The sequence below is a fragment of the Pseudonocardia zijingensis genome, from assembly GCF_042657305.1.
Classification (GTDB): domain Bacteria; phylum Actinomycetota; class Actinomycetes; order Mycobacteriales; family Pseudonocardiaceae; genus Pseudonocardia; species Pseudonocardia zijingensis.
In genome coordinates this window covers 62,819-82,670 of sequence record NZ_JBHSKO010000016.1, presented here as the reverse complement: position 1 = coordinate 82,670, position 19,852 = coordinate 62,819, and the positions used below count along the sequence as shown (strand labels likewise).

Here is a 19,852-nt window from a genome sequence, read left to right as displayed (position 1 = left end):
GAGCCTCACCAGGGCACGGGGCGCCCGTCGCGGGTGAACGTGCCGGTCGGGCCGCCGTCGGGCAGGTCCACGGCGAACATGATGGAGGCGGCGCCTTCCGCGACGGGACGGCCACCTGGCCCGCCCATGTCGGTGGCCACCCAGCCGGGGCAGACGGCGTTGACGAGCACGCGGTCGCGGGCGAGGTCACCGGCCAGGGTGCGGGTGAGCGCGTTGAGCGCGGCCTTGCTGACGCTGTAGGCGGGGGTGCCGCCGCGCATGGACGCCAGCGAGCCGCCCTCGCTGCTCACCATCACGACCCGCGGGTGGGCGCTGCGGCGCAGCAGCGGAAGGAAGGCCAGGGTGGCCTGCCAGGCGCCGAGGAGGTTGGTCTCGAGCGCCTCGCGCACCACGCCGAGGTCGACGTCGACGCTCGTCTGCCAGGTGTCGTAGTGCACGGCGGCGTTGTTGACGAGCACGTCGACCCGTCCCTCGGCGGCGGCGACGTCGCGGGCGAGGGACGCCAGGCCGTCGGGGTCGGTGACGTCGAGCTGCACCGCGTGCACCCGTCCGGGCAGCCCACGGGCGGCGCGCTCGCCCGCGGCGGGGTCCCGGGAGCCGAGCAGGACGGTGTCCCCGCGCCCGGCGCAGATGCGGGCCACCCCCAGGCCGAGCCCGCGGTTGCCACCCGTCACCACGACGACGCGATCAGCCATGTGCGGGATCGTGCACGACGCGCGCGGCGCCGGGGGAGGTCGGATCCTGCGGTCCGGGCCACGCCGCCAGGAAGTCCCGGCAGGCCTGCACGGCGGCGCCCAGTGCGGTGCCGGTGTGGTGCAGGAGCCCGACCGGGCGCAGCAGCGGGCCCGGGTCGACGCCGTGCACGACCACCGGTGGTCCGGGCGCCTCGGCCACCGACCGTGCGACGAGCGCGACGCCGAGGCCGTGGGCGGCGAGTGCGCGCAGCCTCGGCAGGTGGGTGGTCTCGAACGGGACGCGTGGGGTGAATCCGGCCTCGGCGGCGAGCCGGTCGAGGATCGCGCGCAGGCCGCTGTCGGCGGGCAGGCACACGAAGGGCTCGTCGCGCAGCGCCGCCATCGGGAGGGGGTCGGTGCCGGCGAGGCGGTGATCCGGGTCGGTGACGAGCACGAGCTCGTCGGTGAAGAGCGGGGTGCGCGCGTACCGGGTGGGCAGCCCGGGCGGCACGGGCCCGATCGCGAGGTCGAGATCGCCGCGGTCCAGCCCGTCGAGCAGGCTGCGCAGTGCGCCCGAGCCCAGCGCGAGCTCGACGCCGGGGTGGCGGCGGTGGAACGCGGCGAGCGCGGCCGGCAGGTCGAACGGGTCGAGCGCCTGGATCGCGCCGATCCGCACGCGCCCCAGGAGCCCGCCGGCGAGGCCGGCCAGCTCGTCGCGGGCGGCGTCGAGCTCGGCCATCGCGCGGCGGGCCCGACGGAGGACGAGCTCGCCCGCGTGGGTGAGCGCCACGGAGCGGGTGGTGCGGCTCAGCAGCCGGGCCCCGACCTCGGCCTCCAGCCTGCGGATCTGCGCCGAGACCGCGGGCTGGGCCACCCGCAGCTGCTCTGCGGCGCGGGTGAAGCCGCCGTGGCGGACGACGGCGTCGAGGTACGCGAGCTGGCGCAGATCCACGGATTCATATTGCACGGACCATGAGTGTCAGCGCGAACATGTCTTGGACTTATGAGTGGCGGCACCCCCAGGCTGATGGCATGCATTGGCTCATCACCGGTTCCTCCTCCGGGCTCGGGCGCACCCTGGCCGAGACCCTCCTCGCCGGCGGCGACACCGTGGTCGCCACGGCCCGCGACCCGCACGCCGTCGCCGATCTCGCCGAGCGGTATCCCGGCAGCGCGCTCGCGCTCCCGCTGGACGTCACCCACGGCAGCCAGGTCCGCGCGGCCGTCGAGACCGCGGTGGCGGCGGGGCCGATCGACGTCCTGGTCAACAACGCCGGTCACGGCCTGCTCGGTGCGTTGGAGGAGCTCTCGGACGCGGAGATCCACGAGGTGCTCGCCGTGAACCTGCTGGGCGCGCTCGCCGTCACCCGCGCCGTGCTCCCGCACATGCGCGAGCGGCGCAGCGGGCACGTCGTGCAGCTGTCCTCGGTCGGCGGGGTGGTGGCCAACCCCGGGCACGCGATCTACGCGGCGAGCAAGTTCGCGCTGGAAGGGGCGTCGGAGGCGCTCGCGGGGGAGGTGGCGCCGTTCGGGATCCGGGTGACGATCGTGGAGCCCGGCCCGTTCCGCACCGAGTTCCTCGGCCGTTCCCTGGGCCGGTCCACGCCGATCCCGGACTACGCCGGCGGGCCGGCCGGTGCGCTGCGGGCGCGCAACGCCGACGCGCATGGCCGGCAGCCCGGTGACCCGGTCCGCGCCGCCGAGGCGATCATCGCCGCCGTGCGCGCGCCGTCGGCGCCGCTGCGGCTGCCGCTGGGCCGGTCGGCCGTGGAGCGGATCCGCGCGAAGCTGACCGCGCAGCTCGCCGATCTGGAGGCGTGCGCCGCGGTGGCGGTGGCCGCAGACCGGGAAGCCCGATAACAGATCAGACGTCTCGGGTGACGACGAGGGCCGAGTGGCCTAATGTCGCCTCACCGTCCGTCACCATTCACCCGGGAGTGATCCGTGTCCGAACCGACGACGCCGTCCCTGGCCAAAGACGAAGCGGCCCACCGGCTGCCCGTGCGGACCCTGGTCGCGGCGTCGATCGGGAACGCCATCGAGTGGTACGACTGGACGATCTACGCGACGTTCAGCATCTTCTTCGCCACGCAGATCTTCCCGAAGGAGAACGCGGCGCTCGCGCTGATCAGCACGCTCGCCACGTACGCGCTCGCGTTCTTCTTCCGGCCGCTCGGCGGGTGGTTGCTGGGCCGCTTCGCCGACCTGCGGGGCCGGCGCACCGCCATGCTGCTGACGATCCTGCTGATGGCGGGCGGCTCGTTCATCATCGGGATCCTGCCGACGTTCACGATGGTGGGCTGGCTCGCCCCGATCCTGCTGCTGCTGGCGCGGATCGGGCAGGGCATGTCGCTGGGCGGTGAGGTCTCCAACGCCTCGGCCTACCTCGCCGAGATCGCCCCGCCGAGCAGGCGCGGCCGCTACTCGGCGTTCTTCTACATCTCCACCGGGTCCGCGGTGCTCATCGCCTCGCTGCTGGGTGCGCTGCTCACGGGCGTGCTGACGCAGGAGCAGCTCGCCGCGTACGGCTGGCGCATCCCGTTCATCATCGGTGGCGTCCTGGGCATCGTCGGCCTGTGGCTGCGGCGGGCGATGCCCGAGACCGAGCAGTTCGAGGAGAACAAGGCCAAGGCGGAGCAGCTCAAGCACCCCCTGCTGACGACGCTGCGCGAGCACCCGAAGGCGGTCGGGCAGCTCGTCGCGTTCACGCTGCTGTCCACGCTCTGCTACTACACCTTCTTCTCCGCTCTCACCCCGTACGCGGTGTCGTCGCGGGGCGCCGACGCCAAGGAGGTGTTCTGGGCGCTGTCGATCGCCACCGCGCTGTTCGTGGCGCTGCAGTACCCGATGGGCGTGCTGTCGGACCGCTACGGGCGCAAGCCGCAGCTGCTGGCGTGGTCGGCCGCCACCACGGTGCTGATCGTGCCGCTGTCGGCGCTGATCGGCCCCGGGTTCTGGAACATGCTCGTGGTCTTCGCCGTGGGGCTGGGCCTCTACACGGCGATGACCTCGATCGCGCCGGCGATCATGAGCGAGCTGTTCCCCACGGAGCTGCGCGGGCTGGGCATCGGTGCCTGGTACAACCTCACGGTCGCGACGTTCGGCGGCACGGCCCCGCTCGTGATCCAGTCGCTGGCCGGGGCCGGGCTGTCCCACTTCTTCTTCTGGTACGTGGCGGTGGGCGCGCTGATCGCCTTCGTCGTGATCCTCACACTGCCCGAGACCCGCGGTGAGGTCCTGCGGTGACGGGTGCTGTCGACCTGCTGGCGGATCTGATCCGCTTCCGGACGGTCGGCGGCGGCGAAGGCGCCGCAGCCCGGCACTGTGCGGCCCTGGCCGAGCGGGCCGGGCTCACCACCCGGCTGCTGGCGTGGGAGCCGGGACGCGAACAGCTCGTGGCCCGCACCGCCGGCGGCGACGGGCCCCCGCTGACGTTCACCGGGCACCTCGACACGGTGCCCGTGCAGCCTGACGACTGGTCCGTGGACCCGTGGGCGGCCGAGCGCGACGGGGACAAGGTGGTGGGCCGCGGCGCGAGCGACATGAAGTCGGGGGTGGCCGCCGCCCTCGTCGCGACCGTCGAGCACCTCGCCAGGCCGCACACCTGCCGCGGCGTGCAGCTCGTGCTCACCGCGGGGGAGGAGACCGGGTGCACGGGCCTGGTCGGGCTGGACGTGCCCGGCCGGGACGCGATCGCCCGTGGCGGCCCGCTCGTGGTGGCCGAGCCCACCGCCAACGCGCTCGTGCTCGGCCACAAGGGGGCGCACTGGATGCGGCTGCGGGCCACCGGGCGTGCGGCCCACGGGTCGGCGCCCGAGCTGGGCGACAACGCCGTGGTCCGGCTCGCACGGGCCGCCGTCGCCCTGCACGACCACACCGGCTGGCCGCGCGACGAGCGGTTCGGGCCGGTCACCGCCAACGTGGGCGTGCTCCGCGGGGGTGTGGCGCCGAACGTGGTGCCCGACGCCGCGGAGCTGATGCTCGACATCCGCACCGTGCCCGGAGTCGACCCCGGCGAGCTGCGCACCCAGGTGGCACAGCTCGCAGGCGACGTGGTCGACGTGGCCGACCACGTCGTGCTGCCCCCGGTGGACACGCGCTCCGACGAGCCGTTCGTCGCCACCGTGCGGTCGGCGTTGCAGGCCGCGGGCGTGCCGGACGACGTGGCGCCGCCCGCGCGGTTCTTCACCGACGCCTCCGCCCTCGCCCCGTTGCTCGACGACGGGTCGGGGCCGGTGCCGGCCGTGGTGCTCGGCCCGGGGGAGCCGGCCCAGTGCCACGTGGTGGACGAGTACTGCCTCGCGGGGCGGGTCGAGCAGGCCGTGGTGATCTACCGGGAGCTGCTCGAGCGCTGGTGCTCCCCGGCCTGACCGGTTGCCGGGTCCTGCTCGCACATCGGTAGTGGTGCCGGCACACCAACTGCAGTCGGTGTGCGAGGCGGTGAGCCGATGTGTGAGCCCCCGGCGGAGCGGCCTCGGAGGGCTCACACACAAGCTGCCGTGCTCGCACATCGGTTGCAGTCGGTGTGCGAACGCGCGAGCCGATGTGTGAGCGCCCGCCGGTCCGCCGGTGCCGCTCGCACATCGGTAGTGGTGCTGACACACCGGTTGCAGTCGGTGTGTCAGAGCGAGACCTGGTGTGCGAGCCGATGTCGTCGATCGGGACGTCCCATGCCCGGCCGCGCTCCCAACCCCGTCAGACGAGCGGGCCGCTCGCCAGCACCCGCACGGCCTCGGCCACCGCCGCCCGGCGGGCGACGCGCACGGCCGTCTCGATCGGCCGCAGGGCGTCGTGGCGCGCGGTGGCGGCCGACGCCGACAGCGCGCCGCCCGGGGCGTCCACCTTGGCCGCGGCGAGGATCGCCTCCACCTCGTCGGCGTGCTGCAGGACGCGCAGGGCCTGCGAGGGCATCCCGGCCGGCCACAGCGTGGCAGGCCGGGCACGCAGGGCGGCGGCGATCTCCTCGCGGACGCCCGGGCGGTGGCGGGCCACCCCGAGCGAGGTGAGGACGGACGCGGACTGCCGCACCTGGTCGCGCAGGTCGCGCTCGGCGTGGCTCAGCGCGACGAACTCCGGCGGCGGGCCCGATTCCGCCACCGGGTAGACGGTCCAGCGCAGCACACCGTCGGCCACGGTGGTGGGCACGACGCCCAGGCCGGTCCCCAGCCCCGTCTCGGGGAAGAGGACGCCTTCACCCGCCGTGGTGGCGGCGGTGCTGAACACCCCGGGGCCGGGCAGGCCGCGCACGTCGCCGGGCGCAGGCAGCACGAGGCGGGCCGGTCCGCCGGTGCCGCGCCCGGCCGTGGCGCGGCGCAACGTGGCGAGCAGGAAGGTCAGGGAGCTGACCGGGGCACCGGGAGCGGGGAGGTCGGTGAGCTGTGCAGTGTCCGAATCGGCTGCCTGGACGTCGTGCGCGTCAGCCCACGGGGCGAGCGCGTCGAGGACGTCGTCGGGCGCGACGGCGCCCACCAGCCAGGCCGAGGCCCACACGGTGAAGGTGGCGGAGGGGCAGGGCACCGCGTCAGGCTATCCACGTCCGAGTACGGCAGCACTGCCGCCTGGGGGTGAAGCCGGGCACGCTCCGTTGCCGCAGCTCACGCGCGGTGACCCGGCGTGTCGTGCCCGGGCGGTGGCTCGCGGGGCCGGTAGAACGGGTGGGTGACCCGTGCGCACGACTACCGAGGGGCGTTCGCCGCCGACGGCACCAGGACCGCGGCGCGCAAGCAGATCCCGGAGGTGCCGGCCGAACCGGGACTCGTGGTGGAGGACCCGGCGAGCGGGTTCTGCGGCGCGGTGGTCGCGGTGGACGCACGCGGCGTGGAGCTGGAGGACCGCCACGGGGCGCGCCGGGTGTTCCCGCTGCGGCCGGCCGCGTTCCTGTTCGAGGGCAGGCCCGCCACGCTGGTGGTGCCGGCCCGCGCCCCGGCGGCGCCCACCCGGTCGGCGTCCGGGTCGGTGCGCGTGCAGGGCCACACCGCCCGCACCGCGCGGGCGGCGCGGATCTGGGTGGAGGGCCTGCACGACGCGGAGCTCGTCGAGCGGGTCTGGGGCCACGACCTGCGCGTCGAGGGCGTGGTGGTGGAGCCCATGCACGGCATGGACGACCTGGCCGCCGCGGTGGCCGAGTTCGAGCCGGGCCCGCAGCGGCGCCTCGGGGTGCTCGTCGACCACCTGGTGGAGGGCTCGAAGGAGACCCGGGCGGCCGCCGCGGTGGCCGGCCCGCACGTGCTCGTCACCGGCCACCCGTACGTCGACGTGTGGGAAGCGGTGAAGCCGTCGGTCGTCGGGATCCGGGAGTGGCCGCGGGTGCCGCGGGGCACCGACTGGAAGACCGGCGTGTGCCGGGCCCTGCGCTGGGGGGAGCCCGCCGACGGCGCGCGGCGCGTGCTCGGGGCGGTGCGCAGCTACCGGGACCTGGAGACGCCTCTGATCGGCGCCGTGGAACGGCTCATCGACTTCGTAACCACCTGATCTCACTTGATCACTCATGGGAACCGATCTGGCAGGATCTGGACCCATGACGGCCGCCGTGATCTGGCTCATCGTCGGCGTGCTGCTGGTCGTCGCGGAGCTGCTGTCGGGCGAGTTCGTGCTGCTGATGCTCGGCGGGGGCGCGTTGGCCGCCGGCGGGGCGTCGCTGCTCGTGGGGGGACCCGTGGTGGGCGGCGTGGTGTTCGCCGTGACGTCGGTGCTGCTGCTGTTCGCGGTGCGCCCGGCGTTGCGCAGGCGACTCGACCGCGGCGTCGACCCCGCCGTGATGCACCACCAGGCGTTGCTGGGCAGCACCGCGATCGTGGTGGCCCGGGTCGACGAGCACGGCGGCCGCGTGAAGATCGGCGGCGACCTGTGGTCGGCCCGCACCAGCGACGGGCACGAGCCGATCGAACCCGGCGCCCGCGTCACCGTGCTGAGCATCTCCGGTGCCACCGCGGTGGTCGTCGCACAGGACTGACAATCTGACGCTCCGGGAGGGGGTTGCCGTGACCGAAGGCACCGTATTGCTGATCGTCGTGGTGCTGTTGGTGTTGCTCGTGGTCGTGTCGCTGGTGAAGGCGGTGCAGATCATCCCGCAGGCCACGGCCGCCGTGATCGAGCGGCTCGGGCGGTACAAGGGCACCGCCGACCCGGGTCTTGCGTTCCTCGTGCCGTTCATCGACAAGGTGCGCGAGCGGATCGACCTGCGCGAGCAGGTGGTGTCGTTCCCGCCGCAGCCGGTGATCACGCAGGACAACCTGACGGTCAACATCGACACCGTCGTGTACTTCCAGGTGACCGACCCGAAGGCCGCCGTCTACGAGATCTCCGACTACATCACCGGCGTCGAGCAGATCACCACCACCACGCTGCGCAACGTCGTCGGCGGGATGACCCTCGAGGGCACCCTCACCTCCCGCGACGAGATCAACACCGTGCTGCGCGGCGAGCTCGACGAGGCCACCGGCCGGTGGGGCATCCGCGTCGGCCGCGTGGAGATCAAGGCGATCGACCCGCCGCCCTCGATCCAGGAGTCGATGGAGCGGCAGATGAAGGCCGACCGCGAGAAGCGGGCGATGATCCTCACCGCCGAGGGCCAGCGGGAGTCGGCGATCCGCAGCGCCGAGGGCCAGAAGCAGAGCCAGATCCTCACCGCGGAGGGCGCCAAGCAGGCGGCGATCCTGAACGCGGAGGCCGACCGGCAGTCGCGCATCCTCCGCGCGGAGGGCGAGCGGGCGGCCCAGGCGCTGCAGGCGCAGGGCGAGGCCAAGGCGATCGAGACCGTGTTCGCCGCGATCAAGGCCGGCAAGCCGACCCCGGAGCTGCTCGCCTACCAGTACCTGCAGACCCTGCCGGAGATGGCGCAGGGCGAGGCCAACAAGGTCTGGCTCGTGCCGTCCGACTTCGGCAAGGCCCTCGAGGGGTTCACCCGCATGCTGGGTGCGCCCGGCGAGGACGGCGTCTTCCGGTTCCAGCCGAGCCCGGTCGACGAGGCCACCAAGCCGAACTACGACGAGGAAGCCATCCGGCACTGGTTCGACACCCGCACCGACCCGGAGATCGCGAAGGTCGTGGCCGACGCCGAGGCCGAGGCGCGCAAGGAGGTGCCGCCGATCGGCGCGCCGGTGCCCCCCACCCCGGCCCCGCAGGAGCAGCCGCCCGCCCGGCCCAGCCCGGGCCCGGCCCGCGAGGGGCGCCCGCAGGCGATCGACCCGGCGCCCGCGCCCGCCCAGGAGCGGTCCCCGGAACCGGAGAGCAGCGTGCCCACCCCGCCGAGCGGGATCCCGCAGGTGCAGCCGGGTGACCGGGGCAACGGCGGTCCGCGGCCCGGCTACCCGGCCCCGCCGCCGCAGCAGCCGTAGGAGCGTCCGCGGCCGAGCAGCACACCATCGCGGACGCCACCACATCCAGGTGCTGCTGACCACCGGGTGGTCGGCGCGAGCAGTACGCCACGGTGGCCACGGCGACCGTGGCGTACTGCTCGCGCAGGCGAAGGCGGACGGGCTGACCCGCGCGCCTCCGCGCGTCGAGCAGTACGCCAGCGTTCGGCCCAGAACCTGCAGGGCACTGTTGACCACCGGATGATCTCGGCGAGCAGTACGCCACGGCGGCCATCGCAGCGGTGGCGTACGACTCGCATGAATCATGCGCGGCCGGATGCCGCCGGCGTCCCCCCGCGTCCTCCGCCGCCGAGAAGTACGCCGGCGTGCTCTGCACGACCACCAGGTGCTTCTGGTTCCGGACGACCGGCGTGGGCAGCACTCCACGGTTGCAGTCGCAACCGTGGAGTCCGACTCGCGCGGACCATGCGCAGGCGGAGGCCGGGCGGCACCGGCCGGCCCGCGCCGCATTCCCGGCGGCAGTACACCAGCGTTCTCGCCGGAACCCACAGGTGCTTCTGATCTCCACCGATCACGGTGAGCAGTACGCCATGGTGGTTACGCGACCGTGGCGTACGGCTCGCGCGGATCATGCGTCGGCGGGTGCCGCCGGACCATGTGCCGCGGCAGGCCGGGAGCCATAGGCTTGCGGGAGTGGACATCGAGATCACCGCGGGCGGCCTGACCGACGTCGACGCGCTGGCCCCGTTGTGGACGGCGATGGTCGAGCACCACCGCACTGTGGTCGCCGGCCGGGTGCCGGTGCGGCCCGCGGACAAGTCGTGGGAGCTGCGCCGCCGCGAGTACGTGACGTGGCTGCAGGACGGCACGGGGCTGCTGTTCCTCGCGCGGCGGGAGGGCGCCGGCGAGGTCGTCGGTTACGCGGTGTGCCGGCTGCTGGCATCGGGTCCGACGTTCGACCTCGGACCGGAGCGGGGTGACGTCGAGTCGCTCGCGGTGTCGCCGGACGTCCGCGGCGCGGGGGTCGGCACGGCGCTGCTCGACGCGGTGAAGGCCGAGCTCACGGCGCGGGGCTGCCGGCACTGGTCGATCAGCGTGGCGGCGGACAACGAGGGTGCCGTGCGGCTCTACGAACGCGTGGGGTTCCGCCCGCTGGTCCACATGATGGAGGCCTCGCTCGCGCCCGGGGCGGGGTAGCCGTAGGGCAGTTCGAGGCGGTGGCGGCGCAGCAGGTCGGCGTCGGCGAGCAGCTCGTGGGTGGGGCCGTCGGCCACCACGACGCCGTCGTCGATCACCACGCTGCGGGGGCACAGCTGCAGGGCGTAGGGCAGGTCGTGGGTGACCATCAGCATGGTCGGCTCCAGCGCGAGGAGCACCTCGGCGAGCTCACGGCGCGCCACCGGGTCGAGGTTGGTGGACGGCTCGTCGAGCACGAGGATCTCCGGCTCGCACGCCAGGACGGTGGCCAGCGCCACCCGCCTGCGCTGCCCGCCGGACAGGTGCAGCGGTGAGCGGTCGCGGTGCTCGCGCATCCCGACGGCGTCGAGCGCGGCGTCCACCCTGGCGTCGAGGGCGGCGCCCGTGACCCCGAAGTTGGCGGGCCCGAACGCGACGTCCTCGCCGACGGTGGGCAGGAACAGCTGGTCGTCGGGGTCCTGGAAGACGATGCCGACGCGCCTGCGGATCTCGTGCAGGTGCGGCTTCTCCACCGGGAGCCCGCCCACGGCCACCGACCCGCGCCCGGGGGTGAGGATGCCGTTGAGGTGCAGCACGAGCGTGGTCTTGCCCGCGCCGTTGGGGCCGAGCAGGGCCACGCGCTCGCCGCGGTGGACGGTGAGGTCGACGCCGTGCAGGGCCTGGTGGCCGTCCGGGTAGGCGTAGGCGAGCCCTCGCACCTGCAGCGACGGCGGGGGAGCGGGCGCGGCGCTCACGTCAGCACCCACCCGGCGGTGGCGAGCGCGACCGCGACGGGCACGGGGGCCAGCCCGGCGAGCCACTGGCGGCGGCTGGTGCCCTGCTGCGACAGCTGCGGCATCCGGCCGGTCCAGCCGCGCGACAGCATCGCGAGGTGCACGCGCTCGCCGCGCTCGTAGGAGCGGATGAACAGCGACCCGACCCCGCGGGCGGTGGCACCGGCCTGCCAGAGGAAGCGGGGGTCGTGGCCGCGGGAGATGCGCGCCAGCCGCATCCGCCGGGCCTCTCCGACGATCACGTCGACGTAGCGCAGCATGAGGGTGGCGATCGTGACGACGAGGGCGGGCGCGTGCAGGCGCTGCAGCCCGACGAGCAGGTCGCGCAGCGGGGTGGTGGCGGCGAGCGTGAGCGAGGTGAGCACGCCCAGGCTGCCTTTCACCAGGATGTTCCAGGCGCCCAGCAGGCCGGGCTCGGACAGGGTGAGGCCCAGCCACTCGACGTGGGGCGCACCGCCGGTGAACGGCAGGAGCACCGCCAGCACGACGAAGGGCGCCTCGATGAGGGCGCGGCGGGCCATCCACCCGGGCGGGATCCGGGCGAGCGCCCACACCACGGCGAGCAGCACCAGGTAGCCGCCGAAGACCCCGAACGCCTCCCGCGGGGTGGCAACGACGCACAGCACCACCGCGAAGGCCGCCACGATCTTGACCTCGGCCGGGAGGCGGTGCACCGCCGAGCTGCCCGGGAGGTACAGCGGGTGGGTGTGACCCGCGCCCACCTATCGGTCCCCGGAGCGGCGGCGCAGCAGCCAGAACAGCCCGCCCGCGACGAGGGCCGTGACCAGCACGCCGATCACCCCGGCCGGCCCGACCGAGCCCTCGGCGCCGCCCACCGCGTAGTCGGCGAGCGGGCTGCCCGCCACCGCGCTGTCGGTGGCGTGCTGGGCGATGCAGGTGCCCTCGAGCTGCTCCCCGGCGTCGGTCTCCACCACGTCGCAGCCCGAGAGCGTGACGGAGTCGAGGCCGTCGGGGTCGGAGCTGGCGAAGTAGGACAGGCCGCCCGCGACGAGCAGGGCGACCACGAGGAAGCCCACGAAGAACCCGGCGGTGCGGCGGCCGGCGGCCGGGGCGTTCACGCCGGCTCCCCGGCGCCGTCGCGGACCTCGAGGGGAACGGGTCGGCCCCGGAGCAGGTGGACGAGATCGGGACGCACGGCAGCCACGGCGCCGACCGTGGCGGCCGTGATGATCCCCTCGCCGATGCCGATGAGGGTGTGCAGGCCGACCATGAGCGCGGCCACCGTGCCCAGCGACGCGCCGCCCGCGCCGCCGATGGCGTACTCCAGCACGAAGGCGAGAGCGGCGAGCACCGTGTTGACCAGCGCCGCGACGAACGCCGTGGCGAGCAGCCCCGCGCGTCCGCGCCGGGCGAGCGGGCGCAGCGCGGTGGCCACGAGGTGCCCGGCGAACACGCCGACCAGCGCCATGTTGACGACGTTGGTGCCGAGCGCGGTGAGCCCGCCGTCGGCGAAGAGCAGGGCCTGCACGGCGAGCACGATGGCGATGCAGAGCGACCCGACCCACGGTCCCACGAGGATCGCGACGAGCGCCCCGCCCAGCAGGTGGCCGCTCGCCCCGGGCAGGATCGGGAAGTTGATCATCTGGACCGCGAAGACGAACGCGGTGACGAGCCCCGCCATCGGTGCGGTGCGGTCGTCGAGGTCGGCACGGGCCCGTTGCAACGCGATCGCCAGGCCCACGATCGCGACCAGTCCGAACCCCAACGCCGTGGGCGCGTTGACGAGCCCGTCGCTCATGTGCATGGCCAGGGTGGTGGGGACCATGCCACCTCCTTCGCACAACGTCACGCACCCGGTTCGGGTGTCCGAACCAGGCTAGACGCAGTCGCCGGAAGACGGCAGTCGCAAAAGATGTGCGACTGCGCTCAGGCGGCCTTTCCGCGGGAGGCGACCTTCGACAGCGCGTACAGGGCGCGCCTGCGGGCGCGGCCGGCCGGCGCGAGCACCCGTCCGACGGCGAGGTCGATGCCGCGCACCTGGAAGTAGGGCGACTCGCCGATCTCCTCGATCAGCATGCGCTGCTGGGTGTAGAGCTCGTCGTCGCTGTGGGAGGAGATGCTGTCGCTCGCGATGCGGAACGCCGCGAGGGTCTCCGGCAGGCCGAGGAAGTCGCCCAGCTGCAGCAGCCGCAGCCACAGGTCGATGTCCATGACGTTCGGGCGGTCGGTCTTCCAGCCGCCGACGGTGAAGAAGTCGTCGCGGCGGAAGAGCACGTTGTTGGACTCACCGATGGGGTTGGAGCCGCTGCGCACCACCCGCCGGGCCACCTCCACCCCGGTGTGGACGCCGACGAGGCCGGACAGGCCGCGCCGCGGCACGATCACGCGGCTCTGCTCGTCGATCATGTGCCGGCGCGCGGCGACCACGGCCAGGCCCGGGTCGGAGTCCATCGGGGCGACCTGCAGCTCGAGGCACCGCGGGTGCAGCAGGTCGTCGGCGCAGACGATCTTCACCAGCGGCCCGCGGGTCAGCTCGACCACGCGGTTCCAGTTCTCGGCCTGCGGCAGCGTCTCCCGGTTGCGTTCGACGCGGATCCGCGGATCGCCGAAGGAACGGGCGATTCGTCCGCTCTGGTCGGTGCTGCCGTTGTCGAGCACGACCAACTCGAAATCGCGGTAGGTCTGGTCGAGGATGCTGCGCATGGTCTCGGCGAGGAAGCGCTCACCGTTGTAGACCGGAACGCAGACGGAGACGCTGGGAATCGACAGCACGGCGTGACGGTACCGCTCCCCCCGAGGGGGCTGTGGCGCCGACCCCGGGCCGCCGACCTGGCCCTCGAGCGGGAGGTCCCACCAGGCCGTTGACCTGGTCGGGGGACCCCGGGCAGCGGCGAACCCGCCCGATCCGTAGAGTGCCCGCAGAACCAGAACCGCCCCGGCCGAATGCAGTAGCGGAGAGTCGCCGAAAGGCGGGCTCCTTGTCGCCGAAGTGTGACGTAACGCGACGAGGGCCCGCGGAGATAAGCCCAGTGATGACGAACGTCTCCGGCGGTGGCTACGGGCAGCAACGACCTGAACGGCGCGAGCACGCCGCGGACGCGGTGGGGGGGAGAAGGGCGATGCAGCGGAACGGCAACCCGCGGGTGTCCGTGGTGGTGCCGACCCGGAACGAGGCGAGGAACCTGGAGGTCGTGCTGCCGGCCATCGCGGCGGTGCGTCCGGCGGTGCACGAGATCATCATCGTCGACGGCAATTCGGTCGACGGCACGATCGAGACCGCCCAGAGGGTCCTGCCCTGGGTCAAGGTGATCACCCAGACGCGCAAGGGGAAGGGCAACGCGATGGCGTGCGGCTTCGCGGCCGCCACGGGGGACGTCATCGTGATGTTCGACGCCGACGGGTCGGCCGACCCCGCGGAGATCCCCGCGTTCGTGCGTGCGCTCATCGACGGCGCCGACTTCGCGAAGGGGAGCAGGTTCGTCCGCGGCGGGGGCAGCGACGACATCACGCTCCTGCGCAAGTCGGGCAACGCCGGGCTGAACGGCGTGGCCAACGCGCTGTTCGGCACCAGCTACACCGACCTCTGCTACGGCTACAACGCCTTCTGGGCCGACATCCTCCCCGTGCTGGACCTGCCGCCGATCGACACGGCCCAGCCCGCCGACGGCAGCATGCTCTGGGGCGACGGGTTCGAGATCGAGACGGTGCTGAACTGCCGCGTCGCGGCCGCCGGCCTGAAGATCACCGAAGTGCCGTCGATGGAGCGCGAGCGGATCTTCGGGCAGACCAACCTGCGCACGTTCGCCGACGGCACCCGCGTGCTGCGCACGCTCGCCGCCGAGCGGCGCCGGGCCTCTCGCCGCAGCGCCGAGCGCGTGCAGGTGGAGGAGCAGTCCCGCGCGCTCACGCCGGCCGGTGGCATCCCCGTGGTGCCGCCCACCCCGCAGGCGCCCAGCCCCGCCCCGTCGGTCAACGTCTCGGTGAACAGCCCGGTCAACGGCCCCGCGCCCAGCAAGCCCGTGCCGAGCAAGCCCGCGCACGGCACGCCGGTGCCCGGCAAGCCCACGAACGGAGCGGTCCCGGCCGCCGACGTCCCCGGCCCGTCCGAGCCGGGCGACCGGCGTGCGGCAGCCCCGCCCCGGGCCGAGGGACAGCCCCGCGTGGAGGCCCCGGTGCGCGAGAAGCGCGACGGGGTGAGCCTGCGTCTCGCCCTCGAGGAGGAGGCGTCCTGACGGGGCGTCGCCCGCCGGAGGCGCCGGGCGTTTTCTCAGGGGCACCCCGTTAGACTCGCCGATCTATCGGTTGGGTCCGCGCCTCCGGGTGAACACGTGATGTTGCGCGGCGCCTGGAGGAGGCGTGGCGCGATGAGGAACGGAGCAAGACGGTGACCATGCCGGCCTCCAATGCGGTACTGACACGCGCGCGTGTCGCACGCCGCTACGTGGCGCTGGTCCTCGTCCTCGCCGGTATCGGCGCCTGCGTCCTCAACGTGCTGGGCACCACCGGTGGCCTCCTCGGCGAGCTCCGGTTCGTGCTCACCACCGGTTTCCTCGTGCTCGGCCCCGGCTGGTCGGCCGCGGGCTTCCTGCGCCGCGCACCCGCCGCGCACGTCTGGCTGCTCACCGTCGGCGTCGGGGTCGCGGTCACGCTGCTGGTCGGCCAGATCATGGTCAGCGCCGCGTTCTGGCGGCCCGACCTCGCGCTCTACGCGCTCACCGTCGTCAGCGTCCCGTTCCTCCTCCGGCACGCGGTGGTGGCCCAGTGAGGGCGGGCGTGGCGCGCTACGGTCCGCGGGCCGCGGTGTCGTGAGCCGCACGCACCCGACACCGGCCGCGTCGGGGAACGTGGTCCTGCAGCCGGCGACGGTGCGACCCGACCACTTCGGCCGCACCCACCCCGATCCCCGGGCGGACCCGCCCACCGTCGACCTCGACCCCTCGCGCCTGCGCACGGACGAGATCCCGGTGGTCGTGCCGGAGACCCGGCGCATCGCCGCCGTCGCCCCCGAGAGCACCCCACAGGACGACCTGGCCGGCACCGATCCCCGCAGCACCGATCCTCGCAGCACCGATCCCCACAGCACCGATCCCCACAGCACCGACCCGGACAGCGAGGCCGACACCGCGGCCATCCCGATCGTCGACGCGCGCCCCGGTTCCGGCCGGGCCCCGACCGCCCTGCTCGGGGCGGTGGGCGCCCTGATCGGCTGGTTCGTGGCCGCGCGGCTCCTGCCGGTGGACGTGCTCGGCGAGGCGCAGCCCGCGGTGTCGGCGCTCCTGCTCGTCGGCGGGCTCGCCCCGCTGGCCGTGCTGCCGCTGCGCGGGCGCAGGCCCGGTGTCCTCGCATGGGTGGGGTCGCTGCTCACGGCACCGTCGGCAGCGCTCGTGGGGCTGGGCGGTGCCCTCGTGGTCCCGCAGCTCGCGGCGGCCGCCACCGGCCCCGGTCCGATCCCGATCCCGATTCCGGGGTGGGCGCTGGTCGCGGTGGGGTGTGCCGGCTGCGGCGTCGTCGCCGTCCAGGACGTGCTGCTGGGCGCGGCGGGCCGGTCCGGCTGGGCGGTGGGCCGCGGCGCGCTGTTCGTCGTGGCGCAGATCGGTGCGCTCGTCGCCCTCTGCGGGTTCGCGGGCTTCGCCGCCCACGGCGTGGTCCTGTCCTGGCTCGGGGCGATCGGGGTCTGCCTGGTGGCCGGCCTCGTCCTGGTGCCCGTGCTGGTCCGGAAGGCCCCCGCGCCGGGGGAGGGCGCGTCCGGCATGCCCGCCGCGATCTCGCTGGTCGGCCCGGCGATGCTCTACCACCTGGTGCCGATCGTGGTCACCGTGCGGTTCGGGCCCGACACCGGCGCGACGTTCTTCGTGGCGTGGCAGCTGTTCGTCGTCGTCGACCTCGCCGCCGCGCACACCGTGCACGCCCTGTCCGGCGCCGTGGCCCGCGAACCCGACCGCACGACGGAGCTCGTCGCGCGGGCCCGCAAGCGGCTGCTCGTCGTGTTCCTCCCGGTGATCGCGCTCGGGGTGGCCCTCGCCGGCCCGCTGCTGTCCGCCTTCGGCGCCAACTACACCGACGCGGACGACCTGCTGCGGCTCCTGTTGCTCGGGCTGGCGTTCCGCCTCGTCGTCACCCACGAGCTCGGCGTGCGGCAGGCACTCGGCCACGGGGTGGGCTACGACCGGCTCCAGCTGTTCAGCGCCGTGCTCGTGCTGGTGGTGGCGATCGCGCTGCCCCACACCACGGTCGGGGTCACCGACCTGCGGCTGACGGCGATCGGCTACATCATCGTCCAGGTGGCCTGCGCGGCCGCCGTGCTCGTCATCCCGGCGGCCCGCCGGACCGACGTGGAGGTGCGTGCTCCGTGACATCCATCGACCGCGGCGGCGATCCGCGCCGCGGCCGCCCGCCACCGGCGCCGCCGGCCCGGCGTCCCCCGCCGCCGGCGCCCCGGCCCGACGGCCCTGCAGTCGCGCGGCGGGAGCCGCCGACGGCGCGCCCGCACGCGCGCCCCGACTCGGCGTCGGAGCCGCCGCGCCCCGGCCCGTCCGCGCAGCCCGGCCGCCCTCCGGCGCGCCCCGGGCCCCCCGTCCCGCGACCCCCGGCCAGGGCAGGCGCCCCCGCGGTGGCCGACCTGGACGAGTCCACCACCACGCTGCCCGCGCAGCGGCTCCGGCCACCCACGCCGCCTCCCGCGCCGCCGACCGGGGGCATCAACCGGTGGCTCTCGCCCGCGTTCGCGCTGGCCGCGGTGGCACTCCTGCCGATCGCGGCGGCCACCACCGACCTCTCCGCGCTCGACGGCTGGGGGCTCGCGCAGGTCCTCGGCCCGGCGGCGTGGCTGTCGATGCTGTGCGCCGTGGCCGCCTGCGTCATCGAGCTGTGGTCACCGCGGCCGCGGATCCCGATGCTCGGCACGGCCACCGCCGTGCTGATCCTCTGCTCGTACGGCATCCCGTCGGTGGTCGAGCCCGCCGCGCGGTTCTCCACGGCGTGGCTGATCTCCGGCTTCGTCGACGCCATGGCGGGAGACGGCCGTCCCGTCGAGGGCTATGACGCCCGCTTCTACTGGCCCGCGTTCTTCGCGCAATGGGCGTGGTTCCGCGACGCCTCGGGCGCCACGCAGCTCGACGAGGTGCTGCGCTGGTTCCCGCCGGTCATCGTGGCGGTGTGGGCGATCGGCATCTATGCGCTCGCCCGCTCGATGCTCGGCGGCCACCGCGCCCCGTGGGCGGCGGCGTGGCTGTTCCTCGGGCTGAACTGGATCGAGCAGGACTACTTCTCCCCGCAGGCCACCGGCATCGTGCTGATGCTGACCCCGCTGGTGTTCGCGCTCGGCCCGCTCGCCACCCGGCGCACCGACGCCGCCGGCGTGCCCGGCTGGCCCAAGCCGCACACCGAGGCGAAGCGCCTGGCGCTGCCCCGGCGCTGGCTCGTGGCGGCGCTGACCCCGCCGAACCGGCCGACGCTGCCGCCGCGGCAGCTGCTGCTGATCTACTTCTGCGCCGCGCTGTGCCTGATCGCGGTGGCGCCGACCCACCAGCTCACGCCGTTCGCGATCATCGGCCAGCTGGTGGTGCTCGCGATCGTGGGCCGGTTCCGGGGCCGCGGCCTGGTGCTGGTCGGGATCGTGGCGGTGGTCGTCTACATCCTCATCGCCGGCCGCGACTTCTGGATGAACCAGCTGGACATGATCATCGGGTCGGGCGACGCGGGGGCCGCGGTCCAGGCCGGGGTGTCCGACCGGCTGGCGGGAGACGACGGCCAGGTCGTGGTCAAGCTGCTGCGCATCCTCATCCCGGGTCTCACCTGGTTGCTCGCGATCGTCGGCCTCTGGGTGTACTGGCGGCGCAGGCGTGACCTCACCCCGATCGCGCTCGCCGCGGTGCCCATGGCCTTCGCCGCCCAGGGGTACGGCAGCGAGGTGTTCCTGCGGATCGTGCTGTTCGGCCTGCCGATCCTGTCGATCCTCGGCACCGACGCGCTGCGCTGGGTGGTGCGCTGGCGGCGCGGGATGGAGAAGGTGCTGGCCGTCGGCATGGCGGTGTTGTTCGGCCTGCTCGTCCTGATCCGGGGCGGCAACGAGTCCTACATGATCGTCTATCCGGAGGAGGTGGCGATGGCCCGCGAGGTGTACGCCACCACGCCACCGGGTCTCGAGGTGGTGCCGCTGGTCAGCGGCGTGGGGCCCTACGCCGTCGACGGCATCGACACCCACAGCCGCGGCAACTCCATCGAGGACTGCAACGACCTGGCCGACGACCCGGTCCGCTGCGTCGACCTGCAGGACCCGGACGTGATCGTGTCGTTCGAGTCCACGGAGGCCTACGGGCGCGACCTGAAGCTCAAGCCGCCCGGGTGGTCCCTCGACGCGGTGCAGCAGATCGTCGCCACGGGCGAGTACGTCATCACCTACCAGAACGGGTTCGACGTCGTGCTCCGCAAGGTCGAACCCACCGGGCTGCCGGGGGCACCGCGATGATCGACCCGCGGTTCGACGTCGCCGTCTGGGGCGCCGTCCTGCTCCTGTTCGTGGTGATGGGGGCGCGCGCGTGGGCGGTGGAGACCGCGGAGGCGCGCCACTACCGCAAGTCGGCGCGGGTGCGGATGCTCAATGGCGCCACCGCGCTCGCGATCGTCGTGCTCGTCGGGATGATGGCGTTCCAGGGCGGTGTGCTGCTGGTGCAGGCGATCGCCACCCGCACCGACCCCGAGACGTTCGTGACGGTCGTGGGCGAGAACGACGGGGTGGACCAGGCGGTGCCGGACCCGGACGACCAGCCGGCCGACCCGAACGCGCCGCCCGCACCCCCCGACCCCGGCCAGGGTGCGCCCGGTCCGGGTGGGGCCGCCGACCCCGGACCCGGCGCACCTGGGCAGGGAGCACCCCGGCAGGGCACCCCGGGGCCGGGCGGCGCAGCCGGTGGGACGCCCGGAACGCCCTGAC

Annotated in this window: 20 protein-coding genes; 12 read left to right on the top strand and 8 right to left on the bottom strand. The window is 74.2% G+C overall.

Going from position 1 to position 19,852, the window contains the following annotated elements; translation table 11 throughout:
* Window positions 1–5 precede the first annotated feature (5 nt).
* Together ACFPL3_RS26920 and ACFPL3_RS26915 are read right to left on the bottom strand one after the other, a co-directional pair.
* The gene (locus ACFPL3_RS26920) at window positions 6–695 is read right to left on the bottom strand and encodes an SDR family NAD(P)-dependent oxidoreductase (RefSeq protein WP_343939968.1); all 690 of its coding nucleotides are present in this window, start codon (window positions 693–695) and stop codon (window positions 6–8) included.
* The gene (locus ACFPL3_RS26915; RefSeq protein ID WP_343939966.1) at window positions 688–1,626 is read right to left on the bottom strand and encodes a LysR family transcriptional regulator; all 939 of its coding nucleotides are present in this window, start codon (window positions 1,624–1,626) and stop codon (window positions 688–690) included. The genes ACFPL3_RS26920 and ACFPL3_RS26915 overlap by 8 nt, the downstream gene beginning before the upstream one ends.
* Before the next feature lie 80 nt (window positions 1,627–1,706).
* Between ACFPL3_RS26915 and ACFPL3_RS26910 the strand changes: the two genes are divergently transcribed.
* The 3 genes from ACFPL3_RS26910 to ACFPL3_RS26900 all read left to right on the top strand — a co-directional run bounded on the left by ACFPL3_RS26910 (window position 1,707) and on the right by ACFPL3_RS26900 (window position 5,044).
* Window positions 1,707–2,534 carry an SDR family oxidoreductase gene (locus ACFPL3_RS26910; RefSeq protein WP_343939964.1) on the top strand — a complete coding sequence of 276 codons (828 nt, stop codon included), beginning with the start codon at window positions 1,707–1,709 and terminating at the stop codon, window positions 2,532–2,534.
* 84 nt (window positions 2,535–2,618) lie between these two features.
* A complete protein-coding gene (locus ACFPL3_RS26905; protein ID WP_343939962.1) occupies window positions 2,619–3,920 on the top strand; it encodes an MFS transporter in 1,302 nt (433 codons plus the stop codon).
* Complete coding sequence (locus ACFPL3_RS26900) at window positions 3,917–5,044, top strand: M20 family metallopeptidase (RefSeq protein WP_343939960.1); 1,128 nt, start codon at window positions 3,917–3,919, stop codon at window positions 5,042–5,044. Before ACFPL3_RS26905 ends, ACFPL3_RS26900 begins: the two co-directional genes overlap by 4 nt.
* 325 nt (window positions 5,045–5,369) lie before the next feature.
* Here the strand turns inward: ACFPL3_RS26900 and ACFPL3_RS26895 are convergent, their stop codons facing one another.
* Entirely contained in the window at window positions 5,370–6,191 is an 822-nt protein-coding gene (locus ACFPL3_RS26895; RefSeq protein WP_343939958.1) for a hypothetical protein, read from the bottom strand.
* A 141-nt stretch (window positions 6,192–6,332) separates the two neighbouring features.
* Here ACFPL3_RS26895 and ACFPL3_RS26890 point away from each other — a divergent pair, with 141 nt between their 5' ends.
* From ACFPL3_RS26890 to ACFPL3_RS26875, 4 genes are all read left to right on the top strand, one after another.
* Window positions 6,333–7,145, top strand: a complete 813-nt coding sequence (locus ACFPL3_RS26890) for a DUF3097 domain-containing protein (protein WP_343939956.1) — start codon at window positions 6,333–6,335, stop codon at window positions 7,143–7,145.
* Window positions 7,146–7,191: 46 nt separating this feature from the next.
* Window positions 7,192–7,626: an NfeD family protein gene (locus ACFPL3_RS26885; RefSeq protein ID WP_343939954.1), complete on the top strand. Its 435-nt coding sequence runs from the start codon at window positions 7,192–7,194 to the stop codon at window positions 7,624–7,626.
* Window positions 7,627–7,654: 28 nt separating this feature from the next.
* The gene (locus ACFPL3_RS26880; protein ID WP_379589706.1) at window positions 7,655–9,010 is read left to right on the top strand and encodes an SPFH domain-containing protein; all 1,356 of its coding nucleotides are present in this window, start codon (window positions 7,655–7,657) and stop codon (window positions 9,008–9,010) included.
* Between the two features lie 672 nt (window positions 9,011–9,682).
* Window positions 9,683–10,186, top strand: coding sequence for a GNAT family N-acetyltransferase (locus ACFPL3_RS26875; protein ID WP_343939950.1), 504 nt, complete (start codon window positions 9,683–9,685; stop codon window positions 10,184–10,186).
* Here ACFPL3_RS26875 and ACFPL3_RS26870 read toward each other — a convergent pair.
* From ACFPL3_RS26870 to ACFPL3_RS26850, 5 genes are all read right to left on the bottom strand, one after another.
* Window positions 10,117–10,920, bottom strand: a complete 804-nt coding sequence (locus ACFPL3_RS26870) for an energy-coupling factor ABC transporter ATP-binding protein (RefSeq protein ID WP_343939948.1) — start codon at window positions 10,918–10,920, stop codon at window positions 10,117–10,119. The two genes, ACFPL3_RS26875 and ACFPL3_RS26870, sit on opposite strands and share 70 nt — an antisense overlap.
* A complete protein-coding gene (gene cbiQ / locus ACFPL3_RS26865) occupies window positions 10,917–11,681 on the bottom strand; it encodes a cobalt ECF transporter T component CbiQ (protein WP_343939946.1) in 765 nt (254 codons plus the stop codon). The genes ACFPL3_RS26870 and cbiQ overlap by 4 nt, the downstream gene beginning before the upstream one ends.
* Complete coding sequence (locus tag ACFPL3_RS26860) at window positions 11,682–12,038, bottom strand: PDGLE domain-containing protein (protein ID WP_343939944.1); 357 nt, start codon at window positions 12,036–12,038, stop codon at window positions 11,682–11,684.
* Window positions 12,035–12,745: an energy-coupling factor ABC transporter permease gene (locus ACFPL3_RS26855; RefSeq protein ID WP_343939942.1), complete on the bottom strand. Its 711-nt coding sequence runs from the start codon at window positions 12,743–12,745 to the stop codon at window positions 12,035–12,037. Before ACFPL3_RS26855 ends, ACFPL3_RS26860 begins: the two co-directional genes overlap by 4 nt.
* Window positions 12,746–12,846: 101 nt before the next feature.
* Window positions 12,847–13,692, bottom strand: a complete 846-nt coding sequence (locus tag ACFPL3_RS26850) for a glycosyltransferase family 2 protein (protein ID WP_343939940.1) — start codon at window positions 13,690–13,692, stop codon at window positions 12,847–12,849.
* A 347-nt stretch (window positions 13,693–14,039) separates the two neighbouring features.
* Here ACFPL3_RS26850 and ACFPL3_RS26845 point away from each other — a divergent pair, with 347 nt between their 5' ends.
* The 5 genes from ACFPL3_RS26845 to ACFPL3_RS26825 all read left to right on the top strand — a co-directional run bounded on the left by ACFPL3_RS26845 (window position 14,040) and on the right by ACFPL3_RS26825 (window position 19,851).
* A complete protein-coding gene (locus tag ACFPL3_RS26845) occupies window positions 14,040–15,152 on the top strand; it encodes a glycosyltransferase family 2 protein (protein WP_379589705.1) in 1,113 nt (370 codons plus the stop codon).
* Window positions 15,153–15,304: 152 nt separating this feature from the next.
* Window positions 15,305–15,685, top strand: coding sequence for a hypothetical protein (locus tag ACFPL3_RS26840; protein WP_343939936.1), 381 nt, complete (start codon window positions 15,305–15,307; stop codon window positions 15,683–15,685).
* 40 nt (window positions 15,686–15,725) lie between these two features.
* Window positions 15,726–17,273, top strand: a complete 1,548-nt coding sequence (locus ACFPL3_RS26835) for a hypothetical protein (protein ID WP_343939934.1) — start codon at window positions 15,726–15,728, stop codon at window positions 17,271–17,273.
* 257 nt (window positions 17,274–17,530) lie between these two features.
* Window positions 17,531–19,387 carry a hypothetical protein gene (locus tag ACFPL3_RS26830; protein WP_379589704.1) on the top strand — a complete coding sequence of 619 codons (1,857 nt, stop codon included), beginning with the start codon at window positions 17,531–17,533 and terminating at the stop codon, window positions 19,385–19,387.
* Window positions 19,384–19,851: a hypothetical protein gene (locus tag ACFPL3_RS26825; protein WP_343945761.1), complete on the top strand. Its 468-nt coding sequence runs from the start codon at window positions 19,384–19,386 to the stop codon at window positions 19,849–19,851. The genes ACFPL3_RS26830 and ACFPL3_RS26825 overlap by 4 nt, the downstream gene beginning before the upstream one ends.
* Window position 19,852: the final 1 nt, after the last annotated feature.